The organism is Nocardia mangyaensis (assembly GCF_001886715.1).
GTDB classification, from domain to species: domain Bacteria; phylum Actinomycetota; class Actinomycetes; order Mycobacteriales; family Mycobacteriaceae; genus Nocardia; species Nocardia mangyaensis.
Genome location: NZ_CP018082.1, coordinates 4,858,001 through 4,878,846, shown reverse-complemented (window position 1 = coordinate 4,878,846; position 20,846 = coordinate 4,858,001). Strand labels below are relative to the sequence as shown.

General features: G+C 70.4%; 15 protein-coding genes, 2 pseudogenes and 1 riboswitch. Of the genes and pseudogenes, 10 read left to right on the top strand and 7 right to left on the bottom strand.

The features are described from left to right. Positions 1–47: 47 nt before the first annotated feature. Positions 48–728: a 2-phospho-L-lactate guanylyltransferase gene (cofC, locus tag BOX37_RS22175; RefSeq protein ID WP_084759961.1), complete on the bottom strand. Its 681-nt coding sequence runs from the start codon at positions 726–728 to the stop codon at positions 48–50. A gap of 31 nt (positions 729–759) precedes the next feature. Between cofC and BOX37_RS22170 the strand changes: the two genes are divergently transcribed. Beyond that, complete coding sequence (locus BOX37_RS22170; RefSeq protein WP_071931778.1) at positions 760–1,755, top strand: NAD(P)H-dependent glycerol-3-phosphate dehydrogenase; 996 nt, start codon at positions 760–762, stop codon at positions 1,753–1,755. Positions 1,756–1,799: 44 nt separating this feature from the next. Next, complete coding sequence (locus BOX37_RS22165; RefSeq protein WP_071929320.1) at positions 1,800–2,894, top strand: D-alanine--D-alanine ligase family protein; 1,095 nt, start codon at positions 1,800–1,802, stop codon at positions 2,892–2,894. A gap of 96 nt (positions 2,895–2,990) precedes the next feature. Here BOX37_RS22165 and BOX37_RS34170 read toward each other — a convergent pair whose 3' ends face one another. Then, positions 2,991–3,779 carry a DUF3515 domain-containing protein gene (locus BOX37_RS34170; protein ID WP_071929319.1) on the bottom strand — a complete coding sequence of 263 codons (789 nt, stop codon included), beginning with the start codon at positions 3,777–3,779 and terminating at the stop codon, positions 2,991–2,993. Between the two features lie 115 nt (positions 3,780–3,894). On the opposite strand from BOX37_RS34170, the gene BOX37_RS22155 reads away from it, so the two are divergent. The 3 genes from BOX37_RS22155 to BOX37_RS22145 are packed head-to-tail and all read left to right on the top strand — an operon-like array spanning position 3,895 to position 5,874. Next, positions 3,895–4,878: a thiamine-phosphate kinase gene (locus BOX37_RS22155; protein ID WP_071931777.1), complete on the top strand. Its 984-nt coding sequence runs from the start codon at positions 3,895–3,897 to the stop codon at positions 4,876–4,878. A gap of 11 nt (positions 4,879–4,889) precedes the next feature. Then, positions 4,890–5,573, top strand: coding sequence for a uracil-DNA glycosylase (locus tag BOX37_RS22150; RefSeq protein WP_071929318.1), 684 nt, complete (start codon positions 4,890–4,892; stop codon positions 5,571–5,573). Between the two features lie 49 nt (positions 5,574–5,622). Next, positions 5,623–5,874 carry a hypothetical protein gene (locus tag BOX37_RS22145; protein ID WP_071931776.1) on the top strand — a complete coding sequence of 84 codons (252 nt, stop codon included), beginning with the start codon at positions 5,623–5,625 and terminating at the stop codon, positions 5,872–5,874. Between the two features lies 1 nt (position 5,875). Here BOX37_RS22145 and BOX37_RS22140 read toward each other — a convergent pair whose 3' ends face one another. From BOX37_RS22140 to rpmB, 3 genes are all read right to left on the bottom strand, one after another. Next, positions 5,876–6,664, bottom strand: a complete 789-nt coding sequence (locus tag BOX37_RS22140) for an enoyl-CoA hydratase/isomerase family protein (protein WP_071929317.1) — start codon at positions 6,662–6,664, stop codon at positions 5,876–5,878. A 9-nt stretch (positions 6,665–6,673) separates the two neighbouring features. Continuing rightward, on the bottom strand, positions 6,674–7,132 hold the full coding sequence (locus BOX37_RS22135; protein ID WP_071929316.1) for a GNAT family N-acetyltransferase: 459 nt from the start codon (positions 7,130–7,132) through the stop codon (positions 6,674–6,676). Between the two features lie 82 nt (positions 7,133–7,214). After that, complete coding sequence (rpmB, locus tag BOX37_RS22130) at positions 7,215–7,406, bottom strand: 50S ribosomal protein L28 (RefSeq protein WP_011210730.1); 192 nt, start codon at positions 7,404–7,406, stop codon at positions 7,215–7,217. 283 nt (positions 7,407–7,689) lie between these two features. Between rpmB and BOX37_RS33395 the strand changes: the two are divergent. The 3 genes and pseudogenes from BOX37_RS33395 to recG all read left to right on the top strand — a co-directional run. After that, a pseudogene (locus tag BOX37_RS33395) lies at positions 7,690–8,910 on the top strand (DAK2 domain-containing protein); the annotation flags it as partial. A 477-nt stretch (positions 8,911–9,387) separates the two neighbouring features. Next, positions 9,388–10,041, top strand: a pseudogene (locus tag BOX37_RS22115) (DAK2 domain-containing protein); the annotation flags it as partial. Positions 10,042–10,044: 3 nt separating this feature from the next. Beyond that, positions 10,045–12,309 carry an ATP-dependent DNA helicase RecG gene (gene recG / locus BOX37_RS22110; RefSeq protein WP_071929315.1) on the top strand — a complete coding sequence of 755 codons (2,265 nt, stop codon included), beginning with the start codon at positions 10,045–10,047 and terminating at the stop codon, positions 12,307–12,309. Between the two features lie 72 nt (positions 12,310–12,381). On the opposite strand, the gene BOX37_RS22105 is transcribed toward recG, so the two are convergent. Then, complete coding sequence (locus BOX37_RS22105; RefSeq protein WP_206045697.1) at positions 12,382–13,806, bottom strand: short-chain fatty acyl-CoA regulator family protein; 1,425 nt, start codon at positions 13,804–13,806, stop codon at positions 12,382–12,384. 182 nt (positions 13,807–13,988) lie between these two features. Next, on the bottom strand, positions 13,989–16,253 hold the full coding sequence (gene metE / locus BOX37_RS22100) for a 5-methyltetrahydropteroyltriglutamate--homocysteine S-methyltransferase (RefSeq protein WP_071929313.1): 2,265 nt from the start codon (positions 16,251–16,253) through the stop codon (positions 13,989–13,991). 147 nt (positions 16,254–16,400) lie between these two features. Beyond that, a riboswitch (cobalamin riboswitch) is annotated at positions 16,401–16,609 on the bottom strand. A 277-nt stretch (positions 16,610–16,886) separates the two neighbouring features. Between metE and BOX37_RS22095 the strand changes: the two genes are divergently transcribed. Continuing rightward, a complete protein-coding gene (locus BOX37_RS22095; protein WP_071931775.1) occupies positions 16,887–20,285 on the top strand; it encodes a pyruvate carboxylase in 3,399 nt (1,132 codons plus the stop codon). Then, positions 20,282–20,845, top strand: coding sequence for a 16S rRNA (guanine(966)-N(2))-methyltransferase RsmD (rsmD, locus tag BOX37_RS22090; RefSeq protein ID WP_071929312.1), 564 nt, complete (start codon positions 20,282–20,284; stop codon positions 20,843–20,845). Before BOX37_RS22095 ends, rsmD begins: the two co-directional genes overlap by 4 nt. Position 20,846 lies beyond the last annotated feature (1 nt).

Genomic DNA, 20,846 nt, shown 5'->3' with positions numbered 1-20,846 from the left:
CAGGACACCGACCGGTTCGTCCGATCCGTGATGAACGCGGCGATCTGCTAGCACACGGTGCGCACCGGATCCCCATGGTGCGGTGACATTCCGAAGGCGCGCAGTGTCCGCGTGGTGAACTCGCCCACGCCGAGCGCGCGCACGATGTCGAGATCGGCGGGAGTGTCCACGTCGCAGCGCAGCCCCGGCCAGTGCCCGGCCAGTGCCCGCGCGCCGCCGTCGCGGTGCGCCCGCGCGGAATCGGCGCCGAAGCGTGGAGTCAGGGGGGCGGTGGCGTCGCGGACCAGCAGGGCCGCGGTGCCGGTGCCGGTGTGATCGATCACCACCGAGCGGCCGCCGGCGGGGGCGACGACGAGCAGGTCGGTCAGTTCCGCGGCGCGCAGGGCGGGCAGATCGGCCTGCAGGGCGAGCAGATGACTCGGCCCGTGCCGGTCGCGCACGTCCGCCGCGCCCGCGGCGAGCGCGGTGTTGAGCGGATCGTGATCGGTCGCCGGTTCGTCGAGTACGTGCGCGCCGAGTTCGCGGGCGCGCGCGGCGACGAGCGGATCCGGGGTGACCACGGTCAGCGACCGCACCTCGGGCACGGCGGTCGCGGCCACGACGGTATCGGCGAACATGGCCAGCACCAGCCGGCCGCGCTGGTGCGGTGTGAGTACCTCGGCCAGCCTGCTCTTGGCCCGGTCGATGTGCTTGACCGCCATCACGACGTGCACGGTGTGCGGACGCATGCCGTCAATCCTTGCATGGCATATTGGGCTGATGACGAGGGCGGCGGTAATGGGAGCGGGGTCGTGGGGCACCGCGTTCGCGAAGGTGTTGGCGGAAGCGGGGACCGAGACGACCATCTGGGCCAGGCGCCCCGAGGTCGCGCTGGCCCTGGACACCGAGCATCAGAACCCCTTCTATCTACCCGGCGTGCAGCTACCGCCGGTGCGGGCGACCGACGATCACCGGGTCGCGCTCGACGGCGCCGACCTCGTGGTGCTGGCGGTTCCGTCGCAGTCGCTGCGCGCCAATCTGGACCGCTGGAAAGGCGATATCGGCGCCGATGCCACGCTGCTGAGCCTGTGCAAGGGCATCGAGACCGGCACGTTGCTGCGGATGAGTCAGGTGATCGCCGAGGTCACCGGCGCCGAGCCGGGCCGCATCGCGGTGCTGTCGGGACCGAATCTGGCGCACGAGATCGTCCAGCGTCAGCCCGCGGCGACGGTGATCGCCTGTTCGGACGCCGAGCGTGCCGGTGCGGCGCAGCGGGCCATCGCCACCGGATACTTCCGGCCGTACACGAATTCCGATGTGATCGGCGCCGAGATCGGCGGGGCGTGCAAGAACGTCATCGCCATCGCCTGCGGGATCGCCTCGGGCATGGGCCTCGGCGACAACTCGGTGGCCAGCCTGATCACCCGGGGGCTCGCCGAGATCATGCGGCTCGGTGTCGCGCTCGGTGCCCAGCCGGTGACGCTGGCCGGGCTGGCCGGGGTCGGCGATCTGGTGGCCACCTGCACCTCGCCGCTGTCGCGCAATCGCTCCTTCGGCCATGTGCTCGGGGCGGGCGGGTCGATGCAGGTCGCGCAGGAGGCGACCAATGGCCAGGTGGCCGAGGGTGTGAAGTCGTGCACATCGGTGCGGGCGCTGGCGGCCGCGCATCAGGTGGAGATGCCGCTCACCGACGCGGTGCACCGGGTGTGTCACGAGGGACTTTCGGTGAACGAGGCGGTCGGCAGTCTGCTGGGCCGACGGATCAAACCCGAGTAAGGCCGATACCACCGCACGGCCGCGAACCCACTAGGTTGGCGTGCATGACGAACCGGATCAGGGTTGCCGTGGTGTTCGGCGGTCGCAGTAGCGAGCACGCCGTGTCGTGCGTGTCGGCGAGCAGCGTGCTGCGCAACCTCGATCCCGAGCGCTACGAGGTGGTGCCGATCGGCATCACCACCACCGGCAGCTGGGTACTGGCCGAGGGCATCGGCGAGCTCGCGCTGAGCCACGACACGCTGCCCGCCGTCGACGCGACGGGTACCGCGTTGACCCTGGCAGCGGACCCGGGCCGGGCCGGCGCGTTGGTCGCGCTCGACGATCCGACCGCCGCGCTCGGTAGCGTCGACGTGGTGTTCCCGATCCTGCACGGTCCCTTCGGCGAGGACGGGACGCTGCAGGGGATGCTCGAATTGGCAGGCGTGCCCTACGTCGGCGCGGGCGTGCTGGCCAGCGCGGCGGGGATGGACAAGGAGTTCACCAAGAAATTGCTGGCGGCCGAAGGGTTACCGGTGGGTCTGCAGGTGGTACTGCGACCCGGCACCGACACCCTGGCCGAGGCCGACCGGGCGCGGATCGGATTGCCCGCGTTCGTGAAGCCAGCGCGCGGTGGGTCCTCGATCGGCATCACCAAGATCACCGATTGGGCCGCGCTGCCCGCCGCGATCGCCGCCGCCCGCGCACACGATCCGAAGGTGATCGTCGAGGCGGGCATCGTCGGACGCGAAGTCGAGTGCGGCGTCCTGGAATTCGCCGACGGACAGGTGCGCGGCAGCGTGGTCTCCGAGATCCGGATGCCCGACGCCGACTCGCCCGCGCCCGAGTTCTACGACTTCGCCACCAAATACCTCGACGACGTGTGTGAATTCGATGTCCCCGCCAAGCTCGACGACGCCGTCGCCGACCAGATCCGCGAACTGTCGGTGCGCGCCTTCCGCGCCCTGGACTGCCAGGGGCTCGCTCGCGTCGACTTCTTCGTCACCGCCGATGGCCCGGTGATCAACGAGATCAACACCATGCCCGGCTTCACTCCGATCTCGCAGTACCCCCGGATGTGGGAAGCGACCGGGGTCGACTACCCGACCCTGGTGTCGACCCTGATCGAAACCGCCGTCGCCCGCGGCACCGGCCTCCGTTGACCAACAGTCACGCGTAGCGACTGAACACCCACACCCGAGGCGACCAACGCCACCGGCCGAACCCGACCACCACCCCCGCGGCGCCAGCCGCCAAAACTACAGCTCGCCCGGCTGGGGTTCCTGGTAGGGGAGCGTCTTCTTGATGGTGTCGGAGACGATCTGGACCGGTGCGGTGCCGGAACCGTCGGGGACGGTCAGGGCGATGTAGGTCTCGCGGTCGACGGCGAACCAGGTGCCGGTCTGGGCCACCTCGTCGCGGACCTGGAACCACTGCACGTCATCGATCACCTGCAGCGGGGAGGCGCGGTTGAATTCGAGCGGGCGGTCGAGGCCGCAGCGCAGCACGATCGGGTCGCCGCCGTCGGGGAGTTGCCAGGCGCGGGTGGCTGGTGGGGCGGGCTCGTGGAGGGTGGACTTGGTGTAGTCGCCGAGGTCGGCGGGCAGTGCGGGGAGCAGGGCCTGGCAGGCCGGGCCGTCCGCGGCCGGCGCGGGGACCGGGCCGAGAGCCAGGGGTTCGCGTTCGGTGGGGGCGCGCAGGGCGATGAAGGCGGCGACCAGGACCGCGACGAGGAGCACGACCGGCAGCGCAACGGCGGTGGCGATGAGTGCGGGGGAGTAGGGCGTCGACGCCGAGTCCGCAGCCGCGTCCGCGTCCGCAGCGGTGTCCGTCGCGTCGGAACCCTTGTCGGCTCGATCGGATTCGAGGTCGGCCGGGTCCGGCTCGTCGGCGGCTTCGGCGGTGGTGGGCGCATCGGCTGCCGAGGCGTCTGCCGGATCGGTGCTCGGCCGGTCGTCCGAGGAGCGCGGGGCGGGCGCGGGAGCGTCCGGGCCGGGGGACTGCTCGTTCCGGTCGTTCGCTGTCGGGTCCGACGAATCCGCCGCCATAGCCGTGTGGTCCTTCCGTTGTGTCCGATCGCCTCCGAAAGGGTACCGTCGGGGCGATTTCGTCGGTCGGCAGCACAGTGGAAAGGGGTCGGTCATCAGCGAGGACAGTCGTTCGCTGACGGTGCGTGAGCTGGGCGAGTTCGCCTTGATCGACCGGATCAACGCGGGCCGGGAACAGGCAGCCCACGTGCTGCTCGGCCCTGGCGACGACGCCGCGCTCGTGGCCGCGCCCGACGGCCGGTTCGTGGTGAGCACCGACATGCTCGTCGAAGGCAGGCACTTCCGGCTCGACTGGTCGTCACCACGCGACATCGGTCGCAAGGCGATCGCCCAGAACGCCGCCGACATCGTGGCGATGGGCGCGCGGCCGACCGCGTTCGTGGTGGCCCTGGGCTGTCCGGGCGAGACCGAGGTGGCGGTGGTCGAGGGCATCGCCGACGGGATGTGGGCCGAGGCCGGACGCGCCGGCGGGTCCATCGCGGGCGGGGACCTGGTCCACAGTGCGCAGTTGGTGATCTCGGTGACCGCGTTCGGCGACCTCGGTGGGCAGGCGGCGATCACCAGGTCGGGCGCTACCGTCGGTGACATCGTGGCGGTGGCGGGCGAGCTCGGCTGGTCCGGTGCCGGTCTGGCCGTATTGTCGAGCAGCGCCGATTCTTCCGACCCGGCCTTCGCGCATGCCCTTGCGGCGCACCGGGTTCCGCAACCTCCGTACGCGGCGGTGGTCGATGTGTTCGGCGCCGAGGGACCGTCGGCACTCACCGACATCTCCGATGGACTGCTCGCCGACCTCGGGCACCTGGCCACCGCCTCCGGCGTCGCGATCGAGGTACACAGTGCCGCACTGGCCGACGCGGAACTGGCCGCGCTCGCCCAGAGACTCGATGTCGATGCGGGGCAATGGATTCTGGCCGGGGGCGAGGAACACGCCTTCGTCGGTACCTGGCCCGCGAGCACGAGCCTGCCCCCGGGGTGGCGGCCGATCGGGGTCGTCCGCGCAGGCAGCGGCGTCACCGTCGACGGCGCGGCGCCGACCGGCGGCACCGGCTGGGAATCGTTCCGTGGGGCGGACGCCCCCTCCACCGGCGACAGACGATAGGTTGTGCGGTCATGGGTGCCAAACCACTGTCGGAGATCATCGATCCGGGCTGGGCCCGGGCACTGGAGCCGGTCACCGACCGCATCAGCGAGATGGGCGAATTCCTGCGCGCGGAGAACGCGGCGGGCCGCGGCTATCTGCCCGCGGGGGAGAACGTGCTGCGCGCGTTCACCCGTCCGTTCGACGCGGTGCGCGTGCTGATCGTCGGCCAGGATCCCTATCCGACCCCCGGACACGCGATGGGACTGAGTTTCTCGGTCGCGCCGGATGTTTCGCCGGTGCCGCGCAGTCTGTCCAACATCTTCGCCGAGTACACCAAGGACCTGGGCTTCGACACACCCAGCTGCGGTGACCTGAGCCCGTGGTCGGATCAGGGCGTGCTGCTGCTCAACCGCGTCCTCACCGTCACCCCGGGGACGCCGGCCTCACATCGCGGCAAGGGCTGGGAAGCGGTGACCGAGCAGGCCATCGCGGCACTGGTCGAGCGCGCCGAGCCGTTGGTCGCGGTGCTGTGGGGGCGCGACGCCGGTTCGTTGAAGCCCACGCTGACCGCCGCCGAGGTCCCCTACATCGAATCGGCGCATCCCTCCCCGCTGTCCGCCTCGCGCGGTTTCTTCGGTTCGCGGCCCTTCTCCCGGGTCAACGAACTGCTCGACGAGCTCGGTGCCGAGCCCGTCGATTGGCGGCTGCCCTGACCCGGGGTGCCGTCCGCACCAGAGGAAAATGATGAAGGAGCACAATTTCATGCACACCACGACCGTTCGCGCCGCCCTCGCGACCGCCGCCGTCGCCGCGGCTCTCACCGCGGGAGCGGGCTCGGCCGCCGCGGCCGGCCTGCAGCTCGAGCCCTACAACGAGCAGGCCGCGCCGGTGAAGACCAGCCAGATCGGTGAGGAATGGACCTCTACCGGCACCTCCACCATCTCCTCGGGCGTGAACGCGAAGGTGACCTGCATCCTGCAGAACACCTTCAGCGCCCTTGGCGCGAATTGCTGAGTCAGTCGAGCCCGCGGTAATCGGGTTTGCGCTTGGCCACGAAGGCGTCGACGCCTTCGCGGCCGGTGTTGCTGCGCGCGGCGGCGGAGATGCCGTCGCGTTCGGCGTCGAGCTGCTGGTCCAGGGTCGCCGTGGGCGATTGGGCCAGCAGCTTTTTCATGGTCGCGTAGGTGGGGCGGGGGCCGGTGACGAAGCCGGTGGCCACACGCAGGGCCTCGGCGCGTACGTCCTCGTCGGCGACGGTGCGGCTGAGCAGGCCGAGGCGGACGGCTTCCTCGGCGTCGACGACGGCGTCGGTGAGCAGGATCTCGCTGGCGCGGCTCGCGCCGACGATACGCGGCAGCGTCCAGGACATGCCGCCGTCGGGGCTCAGGCCGATACCCGGGTAGGCGGGGCGCAGCTTGGTCGACGGGCCGCCGATCGCGATGTCGGCCGCGCACACCAGGCTCATGCCCGCGCCCGCCGCCCAGCCGTGCACCGCGGCGACGACGGGCACCGGGGCGGCGTCCAGGGCACGCACGAAATCGTGCAGCTGGGATGCCAACTCGTGGAGCCGGGCACCGCGGTCGTCGGCACTGGCGAAGTCACGGACATTGCCGCCCGCGCAGAAGTTGGCGCCCGTGCCGACCAGCAGGATGGCGCCGACCTCGTCGCCGAGCGAGCGCAGTGCCTCGGTGCCCGCGTTGATCAAGGTGAAATCCATCGAGGTACCCGCGGCGGCGGTGGCGATGGTCAGCTGCAGCACGCCGTCGAGCAGTTCGACGGCGGCGACCGGTTCGGTGGTACTCATGGCGTCACCCTAGCGATGCGCACGCCGCCACAATTGTTCGGGCAGGAGGGTGAACGGGTCGACCTTGCGCTCGCCGGTATCGGTGAAGCCGTGCCTGCGATAGAAGGCGTGCGCGCGCGGATAGTCGCCGAAGACCCACAGCGTGCACGGCGAGCCGGGGGCCGCGGCCTCGATCAGGGCGTCGGCGACACCGGTGCCGTGCCAGGCGGCCCGGACGTAGAGCGCTTCGAGTTCGGTGTCGGTGGCGGCGGCGAAACCGACGAGCTGGTCGGCGACCACGGCGACGGGTATCCGGTGCTCGCCGTCGGCGCGGCGCCGCTCCCAGGTGATCGCGGAGCGGTCGAGATCGAAACCGGCGAGCACGTGCTCAGGGACCAGCGTGCCGTAGGCCTCGCGCCAGCTCGTGATGTGGCAGGCCGCCAGCTCGGTCACGCGGCAAGCGGTCAGCGGGACGATCCGCCAGGTCATCGCCGTGCCCCACCGACGACAACGCCCCGGGTCACCCACAAGGGGTGCCGGGGCGTTGTCGGCAGAATGTACGGGCTGAGAATCAGCCGCGCACGACCTTGCCCGCCTTCAGGCAGGAGGTGCACACGTTCATCCGGCGAGTGTTGCCGGGGGCAACCTGCGCACGCACGGTCTGGATGTTCGGGTTCCAGCGACGGTTGGTGCGCCGGTGCGAGTGCGAGACCGACTTCCCGAAACCGGGGCCCTTGGCGCAGACGTCGCAAACGGCAGCCATGTCGCGAGCTCCTTCATGTCATAAGCGGACAGCGGCGCACGTATGCCCGCTGAACCGGAAACTGATGTCGTCAAATGCCTTGCCGACTCGCGTCGGCCAGCGCGAACCCAGGGGCCGCACGAGGCAACCCTGCAAGGGTAGCTGGCCGGGCCGTGAACTTCCAAACCGGGTGTCCCGGTCGACACGCCGGGTGCAGCCCGGATGACGGGCCCGTCCGCGGTCAGCATACCGCTGTCGGTCGCTGGCGCTAACCTGGCGTGCGGTGCTCGGCGCGCGGGCATCGATGACGGGGAGCGAGGTGACGGTGTCGCAGGTGCGTGAGGCGCTCGACGGTGCCGCGCTGCTGGCCTGGGCTCGTGATTGCCGTACCGACCTGGACCGTCGCCGCGCCGAGATCGACGCGCTCAATGTGTTCCCCATCGCCGATGCCGACACCGGCACGAATCTGCTCGCCACCATGCGAGCCGCGGTCGCCGCGGCCGACGACGTGGTGGTGGCGGACGCCTCCAACGCCACCCACATCGTGGCGCAGGCCCTGGCCCGCGGCGCCACCCTGGGCGCGCGCGGGAACTCCGGGATCATCCTGTCGCAGGTGCTGCGGGGGATCGCCGAGGCTGTGCGCGGCGGGCCCCTGACCGGTGATCGCCTGCGCGTGGCACTGCGGCGTGGCGCCGTCCTGGTTCGCACCGGCCTGAGCGCCCCGGTCGAGGGCACGATCCTGACCGTGCTCGATCGCGCCGCGCTCGCCGCCGCCGCGTCCGCCGACACCACGCTGGTCACCGTCGCCAGGGCAGCCGCCGAGGGTGCCGCCCGCGCCCTGAACGAAACCCCCACCCAGCTGGGCGTACTGCGTGCGGCCGGAGTGGTCGACGCCGGTGCCCGTGGGCTGTTGGTCCTGCTGGACTGCCTCGTCACCCAGATCAGCGGTGACGCGCCGCACCGCGGTGTGTACGCCCGCGACCGCGCGGACACCGGCGATCCCACGACGGCCGCGCGCACCCCTGCCCGCGACCGCGCCCGGCGGGCCGCCGATCCGCACGTCGCGAACGATGACCCCGCGAGTGCCGCCGCCGACCGACAGGGCATCGACCTTGGTGGGCGGGCCCTCGGCGGTGACCGGGGCGATGCGGATTCCGGCGTCGAGGACGGCCGGCTCACGGGTTCCGGAGAGGGGCGCGCCGACGGCCCCCACGATCGCCCGGCCGGTTCGAGTGAGCGGGCATCCGGGTTCCCCGATGGCCACGGTGATCGCGGCAACCGTGGCGACGGCTGGTTCGACTCGTTCGACCAGGCCGGCGAGCCGCACTTCGAGGTCATGTATGTGATCTCGGGCACCGACGAGGAGGGCGCGGACGCGCTGCGGGATCGGCTCGCCGTGCTCGGTGACTCGGTGGTCGTGGTGGGAGACGGGGACAGCACGTGGTCGGCGCATGTGCACTGTCGTGACGCCGGGGCGGCGATCGAGGCGGGCATCGGGGTCGGGCACCTGACCCGGATCCGGGTCGAGAGCTTCGCGGTGACCGCGCCGCACGGCGGTGGGCACGAGCACGCCGCACCCGCCGGGCCGCACGCACACACCGCAGTGACCGGTTCGCCCGATGGCGTGACGACTGATTCTGCGGGCGGTGGCGGATCGAGTGCCGCTGCGGTCGGCGGTGGGTCCAGCGATGCCACCGGCGGCAGCGAGCCGAGCCGAGGTGCTCGACAGGCGCGCGTCTCAGAAGACGCGGGCGTACTGGGGATGGTCCACCGAGGGCTGCCGCCGGGAACCGAGGCGCGGGTCGAGGACCGAGGGCGCGATGCGGCTCGCCTCGTGGGTGGCGCAGGCCCGGTGGCCGACGGCGGCTCGACGGGTGGCAATGGCCCGGCCGGAGGCGACAGCACGGCGGCCGGCGATGGTCCGGCCGGCGGCGATGGTCCGGCCGGCGGCGATGGTCCGGCGGGTGGGGACGGTTCGTCGGGCGGCGGTGCCGGGCTCGCCGACCGTGGCATCCTCGCCGTGGTCGCGGGGACCGATGCCGCGCGCCTGTTCGAGGACGCGGGTGCGGTGGTGCTGCGCGGTGATCGGCAACTCGATACCAGCGCCCTGCTCGCGGCGATTCGAGCCATGCCGCACCGGGAAGTGCTGGTGCTGCCCAACGGGGCGCTGCCCGCGCAGGAACTGGTCGCGGTCGGTGTGGCGGCGCGCGACGGGTCGCGGGATGTGTTGCTGTTGCCGAGTTCATCGGTGGTGCAGGGGCTGGCCGCGTTGGCGGTGCACGATCGAGGGCGGATCGCGGTCGATGACGCGTTCGCGATGTCGGAGGCGGCGGCGACGACACGGTGGGGGGCGTTGCGGGCGGCGCGTGTGCGGGCGCTGACCATGGTCGGAACCTGTTCGCCCGGTGACGGGTTGGGGCTGGTCGGGCACGATGTGGTGGTGATCGACCCGGATGTGGTCGGTGCGGGCCGTATCCTGCTCGACCGGATGCTCGGGCTCGGCGGCGAACTGGTGACGCTGCTGATGGGCGCGGACGCGGGTCCGGAACTGGCGCGGGTGCTCGGCGAGCATGTGACGGCCGGTTTCCCCGGTGTCGAAGTCGTGGTGTATTCCGGTGGGCAGCAAGCGGATCTGGTGCAGATTGGGGTCGAGTAGACGATGACGACAGTGAGCGACCGGCTCGACCACGTCCTCGGCGTGAAGGCGGCCGACCGCCTGGCCGAGGCCTTCGACATGACCACCGTCGAGGACCTGCTGCGGCACTACCCGGTGCGTTACGCCACCCAGGGTCAGCCCCTCACCGAGGAGGAACCCGAGGAGAGCGCGCACATCACCGTCATCGGCCGGATCACCAAGACCGAATTGCGCCCGATGAAGAACCGCAGGGGCTCCCTGTTGAAGGTCCAGCTCGACACCGGCGCCACGCGTCCGATCGAGGCCACCTTCTTCAATGGCGACAAGGTGCGCTATCTGGTGAAAGAGGGTGTGCGGGCGATGATGTCGGGCACTGTGCACTGGTGGCGCCCCGACCGCTGGAGCCTCTCGCACCCGGACTATCTGATCCTGCCCGACAAGCCGGAAGCGGGCGTCGAGGAACTCACCTCGGTGCGTGGCAGCGGTGCGCTGCGTGGCCTGGCGCAGAGCGCGAAAGGTGCGGGGGGCGTGGATGCCTCGTTCTTCGAGCGCGAGTTCGTCCCGGTGTATCCGGCGACAGCGAAGGTGCAGAGCTGGGACCTGCTGGCCTGCATCCGTCAGGTCCTCGACCAGCTCGACCCGATCGATGATCCGCTGCCGAGCGAGCTGCGCGAGGAGCGCAACCTGCTCGATGTCGCCGACGCGCTGCGCCTGATCCACCTGCCCGAGCACAAGCTCGACATCGAGAAGGCAAGGGGTCGACTGCGTTTCGACGAGGCGCTGGCGTTGCAACTCGTGCTCGCCGAGCGCCGTCACGAGGTCGAGGGCCGTACCGCCCCGGCGTGCTCGCCGCGCGCCGACGGCATCGCCGCCGCTTTCGACGAGCGGCTGCCGTTCGAGCTCACCGAGGGTCAGCGACAGGTGATCGATGAGATCTCCGCCGACCTGTCGCGCACCCGCCCGATGCACCGCCTCCTCCAGGGCGAGGTGGGCTCGGGCAAGACGATTGTCGCCCTGCACGCGATGCTGCAGGCGGTCGACGCCGGTCGCCAGTGCGCACTGCTCGCGCCGACCGAAGTCCTCGCCGCCCAGCACCATCGGTCGCTACGGGCGATGCTCGGCGATCTGGGTACCGCGGGCGAACTCGGCGCCGCCGAGCATTCGACGAAGGTGGTCCTGCTGACCGGCTCGATGGCGGCGGCGGCGAAGAAGACGGCGCTGCTGGACGCGATGACCGGCGAGGCCGGAATCGTCATCGGCACCCACGCCCTCATCCAGGACGCGGTGGAGTTCTTCGATCTCGGCCTCGTGGTGGTCGACGAACAGCATCGCTTCGGCGTCGAACAGCGAGATGCCTTGCGCGCCAAGGCGAAAGATGGCATCAGCCCGCATCTGCTGGTGATGACCGCCACTCCCATTCCGCGCACCATCGCGATGACCACCCTCGGCGATCTGGAGACCTCCACCCTCACCCAGCTGCCGAGGGGCCGCTCGCCGATTGTGTCGAAAGTCGTGCCCCGCAAACTGCATCCGGGCTGGGTGGACCGCGCCTGGGAGCGCATCGTCGAGGAGGTCGGCGCGGGCAGACAGGCCTATGTGGTGTGTTCGCGCATCGGCGAGGACCCCGACGCGCCCCCGGCGAAGGGTAAGAAGTCGGCGCAGGAGAAGGAGGGGCCGACCACCCAGGCCGCTGTCGAGATGTACGAGACGCTCGGCGCCGGGCCGCTCGCCGGAGTCCGGGTCGGACTGCTGCACGGTCGGCTGCCCGCCGACGAGAAGGACCAGGTGATGCGCCAGTTCAACGACGGCGCCATCGACGTGCTGGTCTGTACCACCGTGGTCGAGGTCGGCGTAGACGTGCCCAACGCGACGGTCATGGTGATCGTCGACGCCGACCGGTTCGGCGTGAGCCAGCTCCACCAGCTGCGCGGCCGGATCGGACGGGGCAAGCATCCCGGCCTGTGTCTGCTTGTCACCGACGCCGCGCCCGGCGGCACCGCGATGGCCCGGCTGGAAGCGGTCGCCGCGACCACCGACGGTTTCGAGCTGTCGGTGCTGGATCTGCGCCAGCGTCGCGAGGGCGATGTGCTCGGCGCCGCCCAGTCCGGCACGGCCCGCTCGCTGCGGCTGCTCTCGCTGCTCGACGACCTCGAGGTGATCACCGCGGCACAGGAACTGGCCAGGCAGGTCGTCGCCGAGGACCCCGGACTCGTGAAGCACCCCGGTCTGGCGGGCATGATGCACGCCGCCGTCGATGGCGAACGCATCGAGTACCTGGCGAAATCCTGACCACCGCGCCGATCCGCGAAACGTGCCTGCCCGGATCGGGTGCGGTGTACGACACCGCCGCGGCGACGGCGGTCAGCGCGGCAGGCGTGGGTACGGCAGGTCGGTGCTGGTGTGTTCGGCGACCGCCAGCGGCCGACCGATCTGCGGGAACGCGCGCTGTGGGCAACTCGCTCGCTCGCAGACCTTGCAGCCCGCCCCGATCGGCACCGCGACCAGCGGGTCGTCGAGCTGAATGCCCTGGGAATACACCAGCCGGTCGGCGTATTCGATGTCGCAGCCCAGCCCGATGACGAAGTTCTTCGACGAGGCCCCGTGCCCCTGCGGACCGCTCGGCGTGGTGCGCGCGATCCACAGGTAGCGGCGACCGTCGGGCATCTCCGAGATCTGGGTGAGGATGCGGCCGGGATGGGCGAAGGCCTCGTGGGTGACCCACAGCGGGCAGCTGCCACCGACCCGGGAGAAGTGGAACGCGGTGGCGGACTGGCGCTTCGAGATGTTGCCCGCTCGGTCGGTGCGGACGAGGAAGAACGGCACCCCGCGCTGGCCCTGACGCTGCAGGGTGCTGAGCCGATGGCAGACCGTCTCGAAACCGACCTCGAACCGCAAGGCCAGCAGATCGACGTCGTAGCGCAGTTCCTCGGCCGAACGCAGGAACCGCCCGTAGGGCAGGATCAACGCGCCCGCGAAGTAGTTGGCCAGTCCCACCCGGGCCAGCGTGCGGGATTCGCCGGTGAGCGCGCGGGATTCGGCGAGCACGTTGTCGATTTCGCGGCCGTAGAGCAGCAGGCCGAGGGTGGAGGCGATCTGGAAGGCGCGCTGGCCGGGACGCAGCCGCCGGGCCAACGTCAGGGTGCGGGTGTCGGGATCGTAGTGGCGTTTGGGGATGGTCGGGTCGGCGCCGTCGCCGCGCACGAGCACGGTCACCCCGGCGCGTTCCTCGGCGACCCGGGCGAGTTGACGATCCAGCGAGCCGATACTCAGCCCGGACTCCTCGAACAGCTGCTCGGCGGCATGGTCGAGGGTGGCGATGTGATTGCGGTGGTCGTAGAAGAAGTCGCGCACGTCCTCGTACGGCATGGGGGTGCCCGGCGCGCCGCTGGGAGTGTCGACCCGCGAGGACAGCAGATCGAGCTGATCGGTGGCCGCGCGCAGGCGCCGGTGCATGGCGATCACGATCCGCGCCACCTCCGGCAGGCGGGTCGCCAGTTCCTCGACCTCGGTGATCGGCGCGGTGTCGCCGCCGCCCGCGGCTTCCACCAGCACCTCGTGCAGGTCCGAGACCAGGCGGGCATCGGAGTCGGCGGCGAAGAACTGGACATCGAGATCGAAGGTCGAATTGAGTTTCAGCAGTACCGGAATGGTGAGCGGCCGCTGATCGCGTTCGAGCTGATTGAGATAACTTGGCGAGAGATCCAGTGACTTCGCGAGCGCGGCTTGCGTCATTCGCCGTTCCTCGCGCAGCCGTCGCAGCCTGGCCCCCGCGTACATCTTTCGCACGTCGAAGATCCTAACGCGGCTGGTTCGCAATGTTCGCTGAAAGTCGCGATTGTCTGTGCAGAACCCTAGTCCTGCAAGGGATTCTATCTGTAACTACTGGTGCGTAACGTGCGAAGAGCCTGGCGCCGAACAGTGACTGCCCAGGACAGGAGCGACACCGTCCCGGGCAGTCACGGCGATGATCAGCGCAGCGCGGCCGCGGCGGTCACCAGATTACGCAGCGAGGCCTCGACCTCGACCGGGCCGCGGGTCTTCAGCCCGCAGTCCGGGTTCACCCAGAGACGCTCGGCCGGAACCGCTTTCAGCGCCGCCGACAGCGAGATGGTGATCTCCTCCACCGAGGGCACCCGCGGGGAGTGGATGTCGTAGACGCCGGGACCGACGCCGAGCGCGAAACCCGCCGCGTTCAGGTCGTCGAGGACCTCCATGTGCGAACGGGCCGCCTCGATCGAGGTGACATCGGCGTCCAGGCCCGCGATGGCCGAGATGACCTCGCCGAACTCCGAATAGCACAGGTGGGTGTGCACCTGGGTGGTGTCCGCGACCCCGGCGGTGGCCAGGCGGAACGAATCCACCGACCACCGGAGGTAGGCGGGCTGGTCGGCCGCGCGCAGCGGCAGCAGCTCGCGCAGGGCGGGCTCGTCGACCTGGATGACCCTGGTGCCCTGGGCTTCCAGGTCCACGGTCTCGTCGCGGATGGCGAGGGCGACCTGGCGGGCCGAGTCACCGAGGGGCTGGTCGTCACGCACGAACGACCAGGCCAGGATGGTCACCGGGCCGGTGAGCATGCCCTTGACGGGCTTGGTGGTCAGCGACTGGGCGTAGCCGATCCACGACAGCGTCATCGGCTCGGGCCGCGAGACATCCCCGAACAGGATCGGCGGGCGCACGCACCGGGTGCCGTAGGACTGCACCCAGCCGTTGTCGGTGGCGGCGAAGCCGTCGAGCAGCTCGGCGAAGTACTGCACCATGTCGTTGCGCTCGGGCTCGCCGTGCACCAGCACGTCCAGACCCAGCTTCTCCTGCAGGGCGATCACGTCGGCGATCTCGGCCTGCATCCGGCGCACGTACTCGGCCTCGTCGATCTCGCCCTTGCGTAGCGCGGCGCGCGCCAGGCGGATCGCCGAGGTCTGCGGGTAGGAGCCGATCGTGGTGGTCGGCAGCACCGGCAGGTCGAGGTGGTCGCGCTGCAGCGCGCGCCGCTCGTCGGCGGGCAGCCGGTTGAGGTCGCGCTCGTCGAGGGCGGCCAGCCGGGTGCGGACCCGCTCGTCGTGCAGGCGTGGATCGGTGCGCCGCGACTCGGCGGCAGCGCGCGCGGCGGCCAGCTCGGCGGCGACCGCGTCGGTGCCCGTGGTGAGGGCGGTGGCGAGCAGGCGCACTTCGGCGACCTTCTCGGCGCCGAAGGCCAGCCACGAGCGCAGCCGCTCGTCGAGCTCGGTCTCGGGGTCCAGCGAGTACGGCACGTGCAGCAGCGAGGACGAGCTGGACACGGCGACCGAACCGGCGCTGCCCAGCAGGGTGCCCAGCGTGCCCAGCGCGGCGTCCAGATCGGTGCGCCAGATGTTGCGGCCGTCGACGACGCCGCCCACGACCAGCTTGGTCGCCAGCGCGGGCAGCACCGCGAGGTCACCGACCTGCGTACCCGCGGTGAAGTCGACCGCGACACCTTCGATGGCGGTGTCGGCGAGGGCGCCGAGCGCGCCGTCGGGGTGGCCGAAATAGGTGGCGACCAGGATCGCCGGACGCCGCTCGCCGCTCGACAGCTCGGTGTAGGTCTCGCGGACCAGCGCGATCTCGGTCTCGGTGAGGTCGGTGACCAGCACCGGCTCGTCGAACTGGACCCACTGCGCGCCCGCGTCGGCGAGCCGGGTGAGCAGGTCGCGATAGAGGGCGACCAGCTCGGGCAGACGGTCCAGCGCCGCGCCGTCGGCAGCCTTGGCCAGCTTCAGGAAGGTGAGCGGGCCGACCACCACCGGGCGGGCCGCGACACCGAGCTCGATCGCCTCGGCCAGCTCGGCCAGCAGCTTGTCCGGGTGCAGCGAGAAGACCGTCTCGGCGTCGATCTCGGGCACCAGGTAGTGGTAGTTGGTGTCGAACCACTTGGTCATCTCGAGCGGGGCCACGGTGTCGGTGCCGCGTGCGGCCGCGAAGTAGCGGTCCAGCGGATCGGCGATTCCGGCGACGCGCCGCGGCAACGCGCCGAGCAGCACGGCGGTGTCGAGCACCTGGTCGTAGTAGGAGAAGGTGCCGACCGGCACCGAGTCCAGGCCGGCGGCCCGCAGCTCGAGCAACTGCGCGCGTCGCAGTGCACGGCCGACGGTGTGCAGGTGCCCGGCGTCGGCGCGACCGGCCCAGTAGGCCTCGATGGCGCGCTTGAGCTCTCGGTTCGGGCCCACCCGGGGCAGACCGAGAACCGTGGCGGTGAAAGGAGTGTGCGAAACAGTCACGGAAGTTTCTCCAGTGCGGTATGGACGGCCGCCACCATGCGGGCAGACGCCAACCGCCGGACCGTCCACTCGACGCGTGCGACACGTGGCGGCAGGTCTGCTGGTGGTCCGCGCGCCCGATCCACGAGGCGGTGGCCGCCGGATACGGCGTATCCGGCACAGTCGGCAGGTCTTCGGACTCGCGGGCACCGGTCGTTGTGCTCGACCGACCTACTGGCCGTCGCTTCCCAAGCCTGCGGCCCAGTGCGTGATGACGGCGGTCGTTCCTGCATACCGCTGCGGGACAGTCCCGGATTCTCACCGGGTTCCCTCTCACCCGGCACCGGGAATCCGGTGCGGGCTTCGACACCGGCGCGGGAGGTCGGGGCTCCGACTCTTCCACCGCGCAGGCGAACCAGCTGCACCTCTCAGCATAGGGCCTCGCCGGGCCGAGGATGACCGGTGCGTCTGGGGCAGTGCCGTGACCTGCGGATTGCCCCGGTCGCGCGAGCACGCACCGGCAAGGGCTCGAAACGGTGAGATGTGACGGTCCGATGAACGCAACTTCGCAGGTGGGCGGGTGTGCGCTGTGAAGAATACGACGAAGCCACCTTGCTGGTGAACCGGCGGTTCGGGGCCGGGTACCGTAGGCCAATGTTCTCGAAAGTCTTGGTCGCCAATCGCGGCGAGATCGCCATCCGCGCCTTCCGTGCAGCCTACGAACTAGGCATCGGAACCGTCGCGGTGTTTCCGTACGAAGACCGCAATTCGGTGCACCGGCTGAAGGCGGCGGAGTCCTATCAGATCGGCGAGCAGGGCCATCCGGTCCGGGCCTATCTCTCGATCGAGGCGATCATCGACGCGGCCAAGAGCGCGGGCGCCGACGCGATCTACCCCGGCTACGGCTTCCTGTCGGAGAACCCCGACCTGGCCGCGGCGTGCGCGCGCGAGGGCATCACCTTCATCGGGCCCACCGCCGAGGTGCTGGAGATGGCCGGCAACAAGGCCACCGCGATCGAGGCGGCACGGGCTGCCGGGCTGCCGGTGTTGAAGTCCAGCGAGCCCTCGGCCGACATCGAGGAGCTGCTCGCGGCCTCCGCCGAGCTCGAGTACCCGATCTTCGTCAAGGCGGTCGCCGGTGGCGGTGGACGCGGTATGCGCCGGGTCGCCGCCCCCGAGCAGCTGCGCGAGTCGATCGAGGCCGCTTCGCGGGAAGCCGAGTCGGCCTTCGGCGATCCCACGGTCTTCCTCGAACAGGCGGTGGTGAATCCGCGCCACATCGAGGTGCAGATCCTGGCCGACCAGCACGGCAATGTGATGCACCTGTTCGAGCGGGACTGCTCCCTGCAGCGCCGCCACCAGAAGGTGATCGAACTCGCGCCCGCGCCGAACCTGGATCCCGCACTGCGGACGCGCATCTGCGCCGACGCGGTGGCCTTCGCCCGCCAGATCGGCTACATCAACGCGGGCACGGTGGAGTTCCTGCTCGACGAGCGCGGCAACCACGTCTTCATCGAGATGAATCCGCGCATCCAGGTCGAGCACACGGTCACCGAGGAGATCACCGACGTCGACCTCGTCCAGTCCCAGCTGCGCATCGCCGCCGGGGAGACCCTGGCCGACCTCGGCTTGAGCCAGGACACGGTCGCCATCCGCGGCGCGGCGCTGCAGTGCCGGATCACCACCGAGGACCCCGCCAACGGTTTCCGCCCCGACACCGGCCGCATCACCGCCTACCGCACCCCCGGCGGCGCGGGTATCCGCCTCGACGGTGGCGCGAACCTGGGCGCGGAGATCGGCGCCTACTTCGACTCGATGCTGGTGAAGCTCACCTGCCGCGGTCGCGACCTGCCCGCGGCGGCCGCCCGGGCCCGCCGGGCGCTGGCGGAGTTCCGGATCCGCGGCGTCACGACCAACATCCCGTTCCTGCTGTCGGTGCTCGACGATCCCGATTTCCAGGCAGGCCGGGTGACCACGTCGTTCATCGACGAGCGCCCGCAACTGCTCACCTCGCGTGGCTCGGCCGACCGTGGCACCAAGATTCTGAGCTACCTGGCCGATGTCACCGTCAACAAGCCGCACGGTGACCGGCCGACGACGGTGTACCCCTATGACAAACTGCCCGCGCTCGACCTGACGGTGCCGCCGCCCGCCGGGTCGCGTCAGCGGCTGCTCGAGTTGGGTCCGGAGGGCTTCGCGCGCTCGTTGCGTGAACAGAAGGCACTCGGCGTCACCGACACGACCTTTCGTGATGCGCATCAGTCACTGCTGGCCACCCGCGTGCGGACCAACGGTCTGCTCGGCGTTGCCGGTCATGTGGCGCGCCTGACGCCCGAACTGCTCTCGATCGAGGCGTGGGGTGGTGCGACCTACGATGTGGCACTGCGCTTCCTGCACGAGGACCCGTGGGAGCGGCTCGCGGCCCTGCGCGAAGCGGTGCCGAACATCTGCTTGCAGATGCTGTTGCGGGGGCGCAACACGGTCGGCTACACGCCCTACCCTGAGCAGGTCACGCGTGCTTTCGTTGCCGAGGCGACCGCGACCGGTATCGACATCTTCCGGATCTTCGACGCGCTCAACAATGTCGACCAGATGCGGCCCGCGATCGAAGCGGTTCGAGAAACCGGCACCGCCGTGGCGGAAGTCGCGCTCAGCTACACCGGTGACCTGATGAACCCGGACGAGTCGCTGTACACCCTCGACTACTACCTGAAGCTGGCCGAGCAGATCGTCGACGCGGGCGCCCATGTCCTGGCCATCAAGGACATGGCGGGCCTGCTGCGTGCCCCCGCCGCCGCGAAACTCGTGACCGCGCTGCGCAGCAACTTCGATCTGCCGGTTCACGTGCACACCCACGACACTCCCGGTGGACAGCTGGCGACGTACCTCGCCGCCTGGCAGGCCGGTGCGGACGCGGTCGACGGCGCGTCGGCGGCCATGGCGGGCACCACTTCGCAACCCGCTCTGTCGGCGATCGTGGCCGCGGCCGCGCACACCGAACACGACACCGGTCTGAATCTGCAGAACGTGTGCGATCTGGAGCCGTACTGGGAAGCGCTGCGAAAGGTCTACGCGCCGTTCGAATCCGGCCTGCCCGCACCGACCGGCCGGGTATACACCCATGAGATTCCGGGTGGTCAGCTGTCGAATCTGCGCCAGCAGGCGATCGCGCTCGGCTTGGGCGACCGGTTCGAGGAGGTCGAGGCGAAATACGCTGCCGCCGACCGGCTTCTGGGGCGTCTGATCAAGGTGACCCCGTCGTCGAAGGTTGTCGGCGACCTCGCGCTGGCCCTGGTCGGGTCCGGTGTCGACATCGAGGACTTCGCCGCCGACCCCGGCCGCTACGACATTCCCGATTCCGTGATCGGCTTCCTGCGTGGCGAACTCGGCACACCGGCCGGTGGCTGGCCGGAACCGTTCCGTAGCAAGGCGCTGGCCGGGCGGAACGAGCCCAAGCCCGAGACCCCGCTGTCTCCGGCGGATCAGGCCGGTCTGGATGGTTCCTCGGAGGAGCGTCGCGACACGTTGAATCGTCTGCTGTTCCCCGGCCCGACCGCGGAGTTCCGTACTCATCGGGAGAAGTACGGCGACACGACCGGGCTGTCGGAGAACCAGTTCTTCTACGGTCTGCGTCGCGGCGAGGAGCACCGCGTGCAGTTGGAGAAGGGTGTCACCCTGCTCATCGGTCTGGAAGCGATTTCCGAGCCGGATGAGAAGGGTATGCGCACGGTCATGTGCATCATGAATGGTCAGTTGCGGCCGGTCGCGGTGCGTGACCGTTCGATTGCCTCGGAGGTGCCGGTCGCGGAGAAGGCGGACAAGAACAATCCCGGCCATATCGCGGCACCTTTCGCCGGCGTCGTCACCGTCGCCGTCGCCGAAGGCGAGCAGATCCACGCGGGTGACACTGTCGGCACCATCGAGGCCATGAAGATGGAAGCCGCGATCACCGCACCGCGCAGCGGCGTCGTGGCCCGGATCGCCACCGCGAAGGTCGCCCAGGTCGAGGGCGGCGACCTGCTGGTGGAACTGGCTGCGCGCGAGTCGGAATGACACGCATCGTCGCGGGAACGGCCGGTGGGCGGCGCCTCGAGGTGCCGCCCACCGGTACCCGGCCCACCTCGGATCGGGTACGCGAAGCCCTCTTCAGCGCCATCGACGCCCGCCTCGACCTCGACGGCGCCCGGGTCGTCGACCTGTACGCGGGCTCGGGCGCGCTGGGCCTGGAAGCGCTCTCGCGCGGTGCCGAACACGCCCTGCTGATCGAGTCCGACCGCAAGGCGGCCGCCGTGGTGCGCGCCAACATCGCCGCGCTGGGCCTGCCCGGCGCGGAACTGCGGGTCGGCACCGTCGGCACCGTCCTCGCGCACGCGGCGCCCGCGGCTTTCGACGTGGTCTTCTCCGACCCGCCCTACGACGTGAGCACCGACGACGTCATCGACGACCTCACCGCGCTGGCGGCCAACGGCTGGCTGGCTCCCGACGCCCTCGTGGTGGTGGAACGATCGTCGCGCTCACCCGAGATCACCTGGCCCGCAGGCTATGCGCCGCTGAAACCGCGCAAGTACGGGGAGACCAGGGTCGAGCTCGCCGAATTCGGTGCTAGCGTCTGAG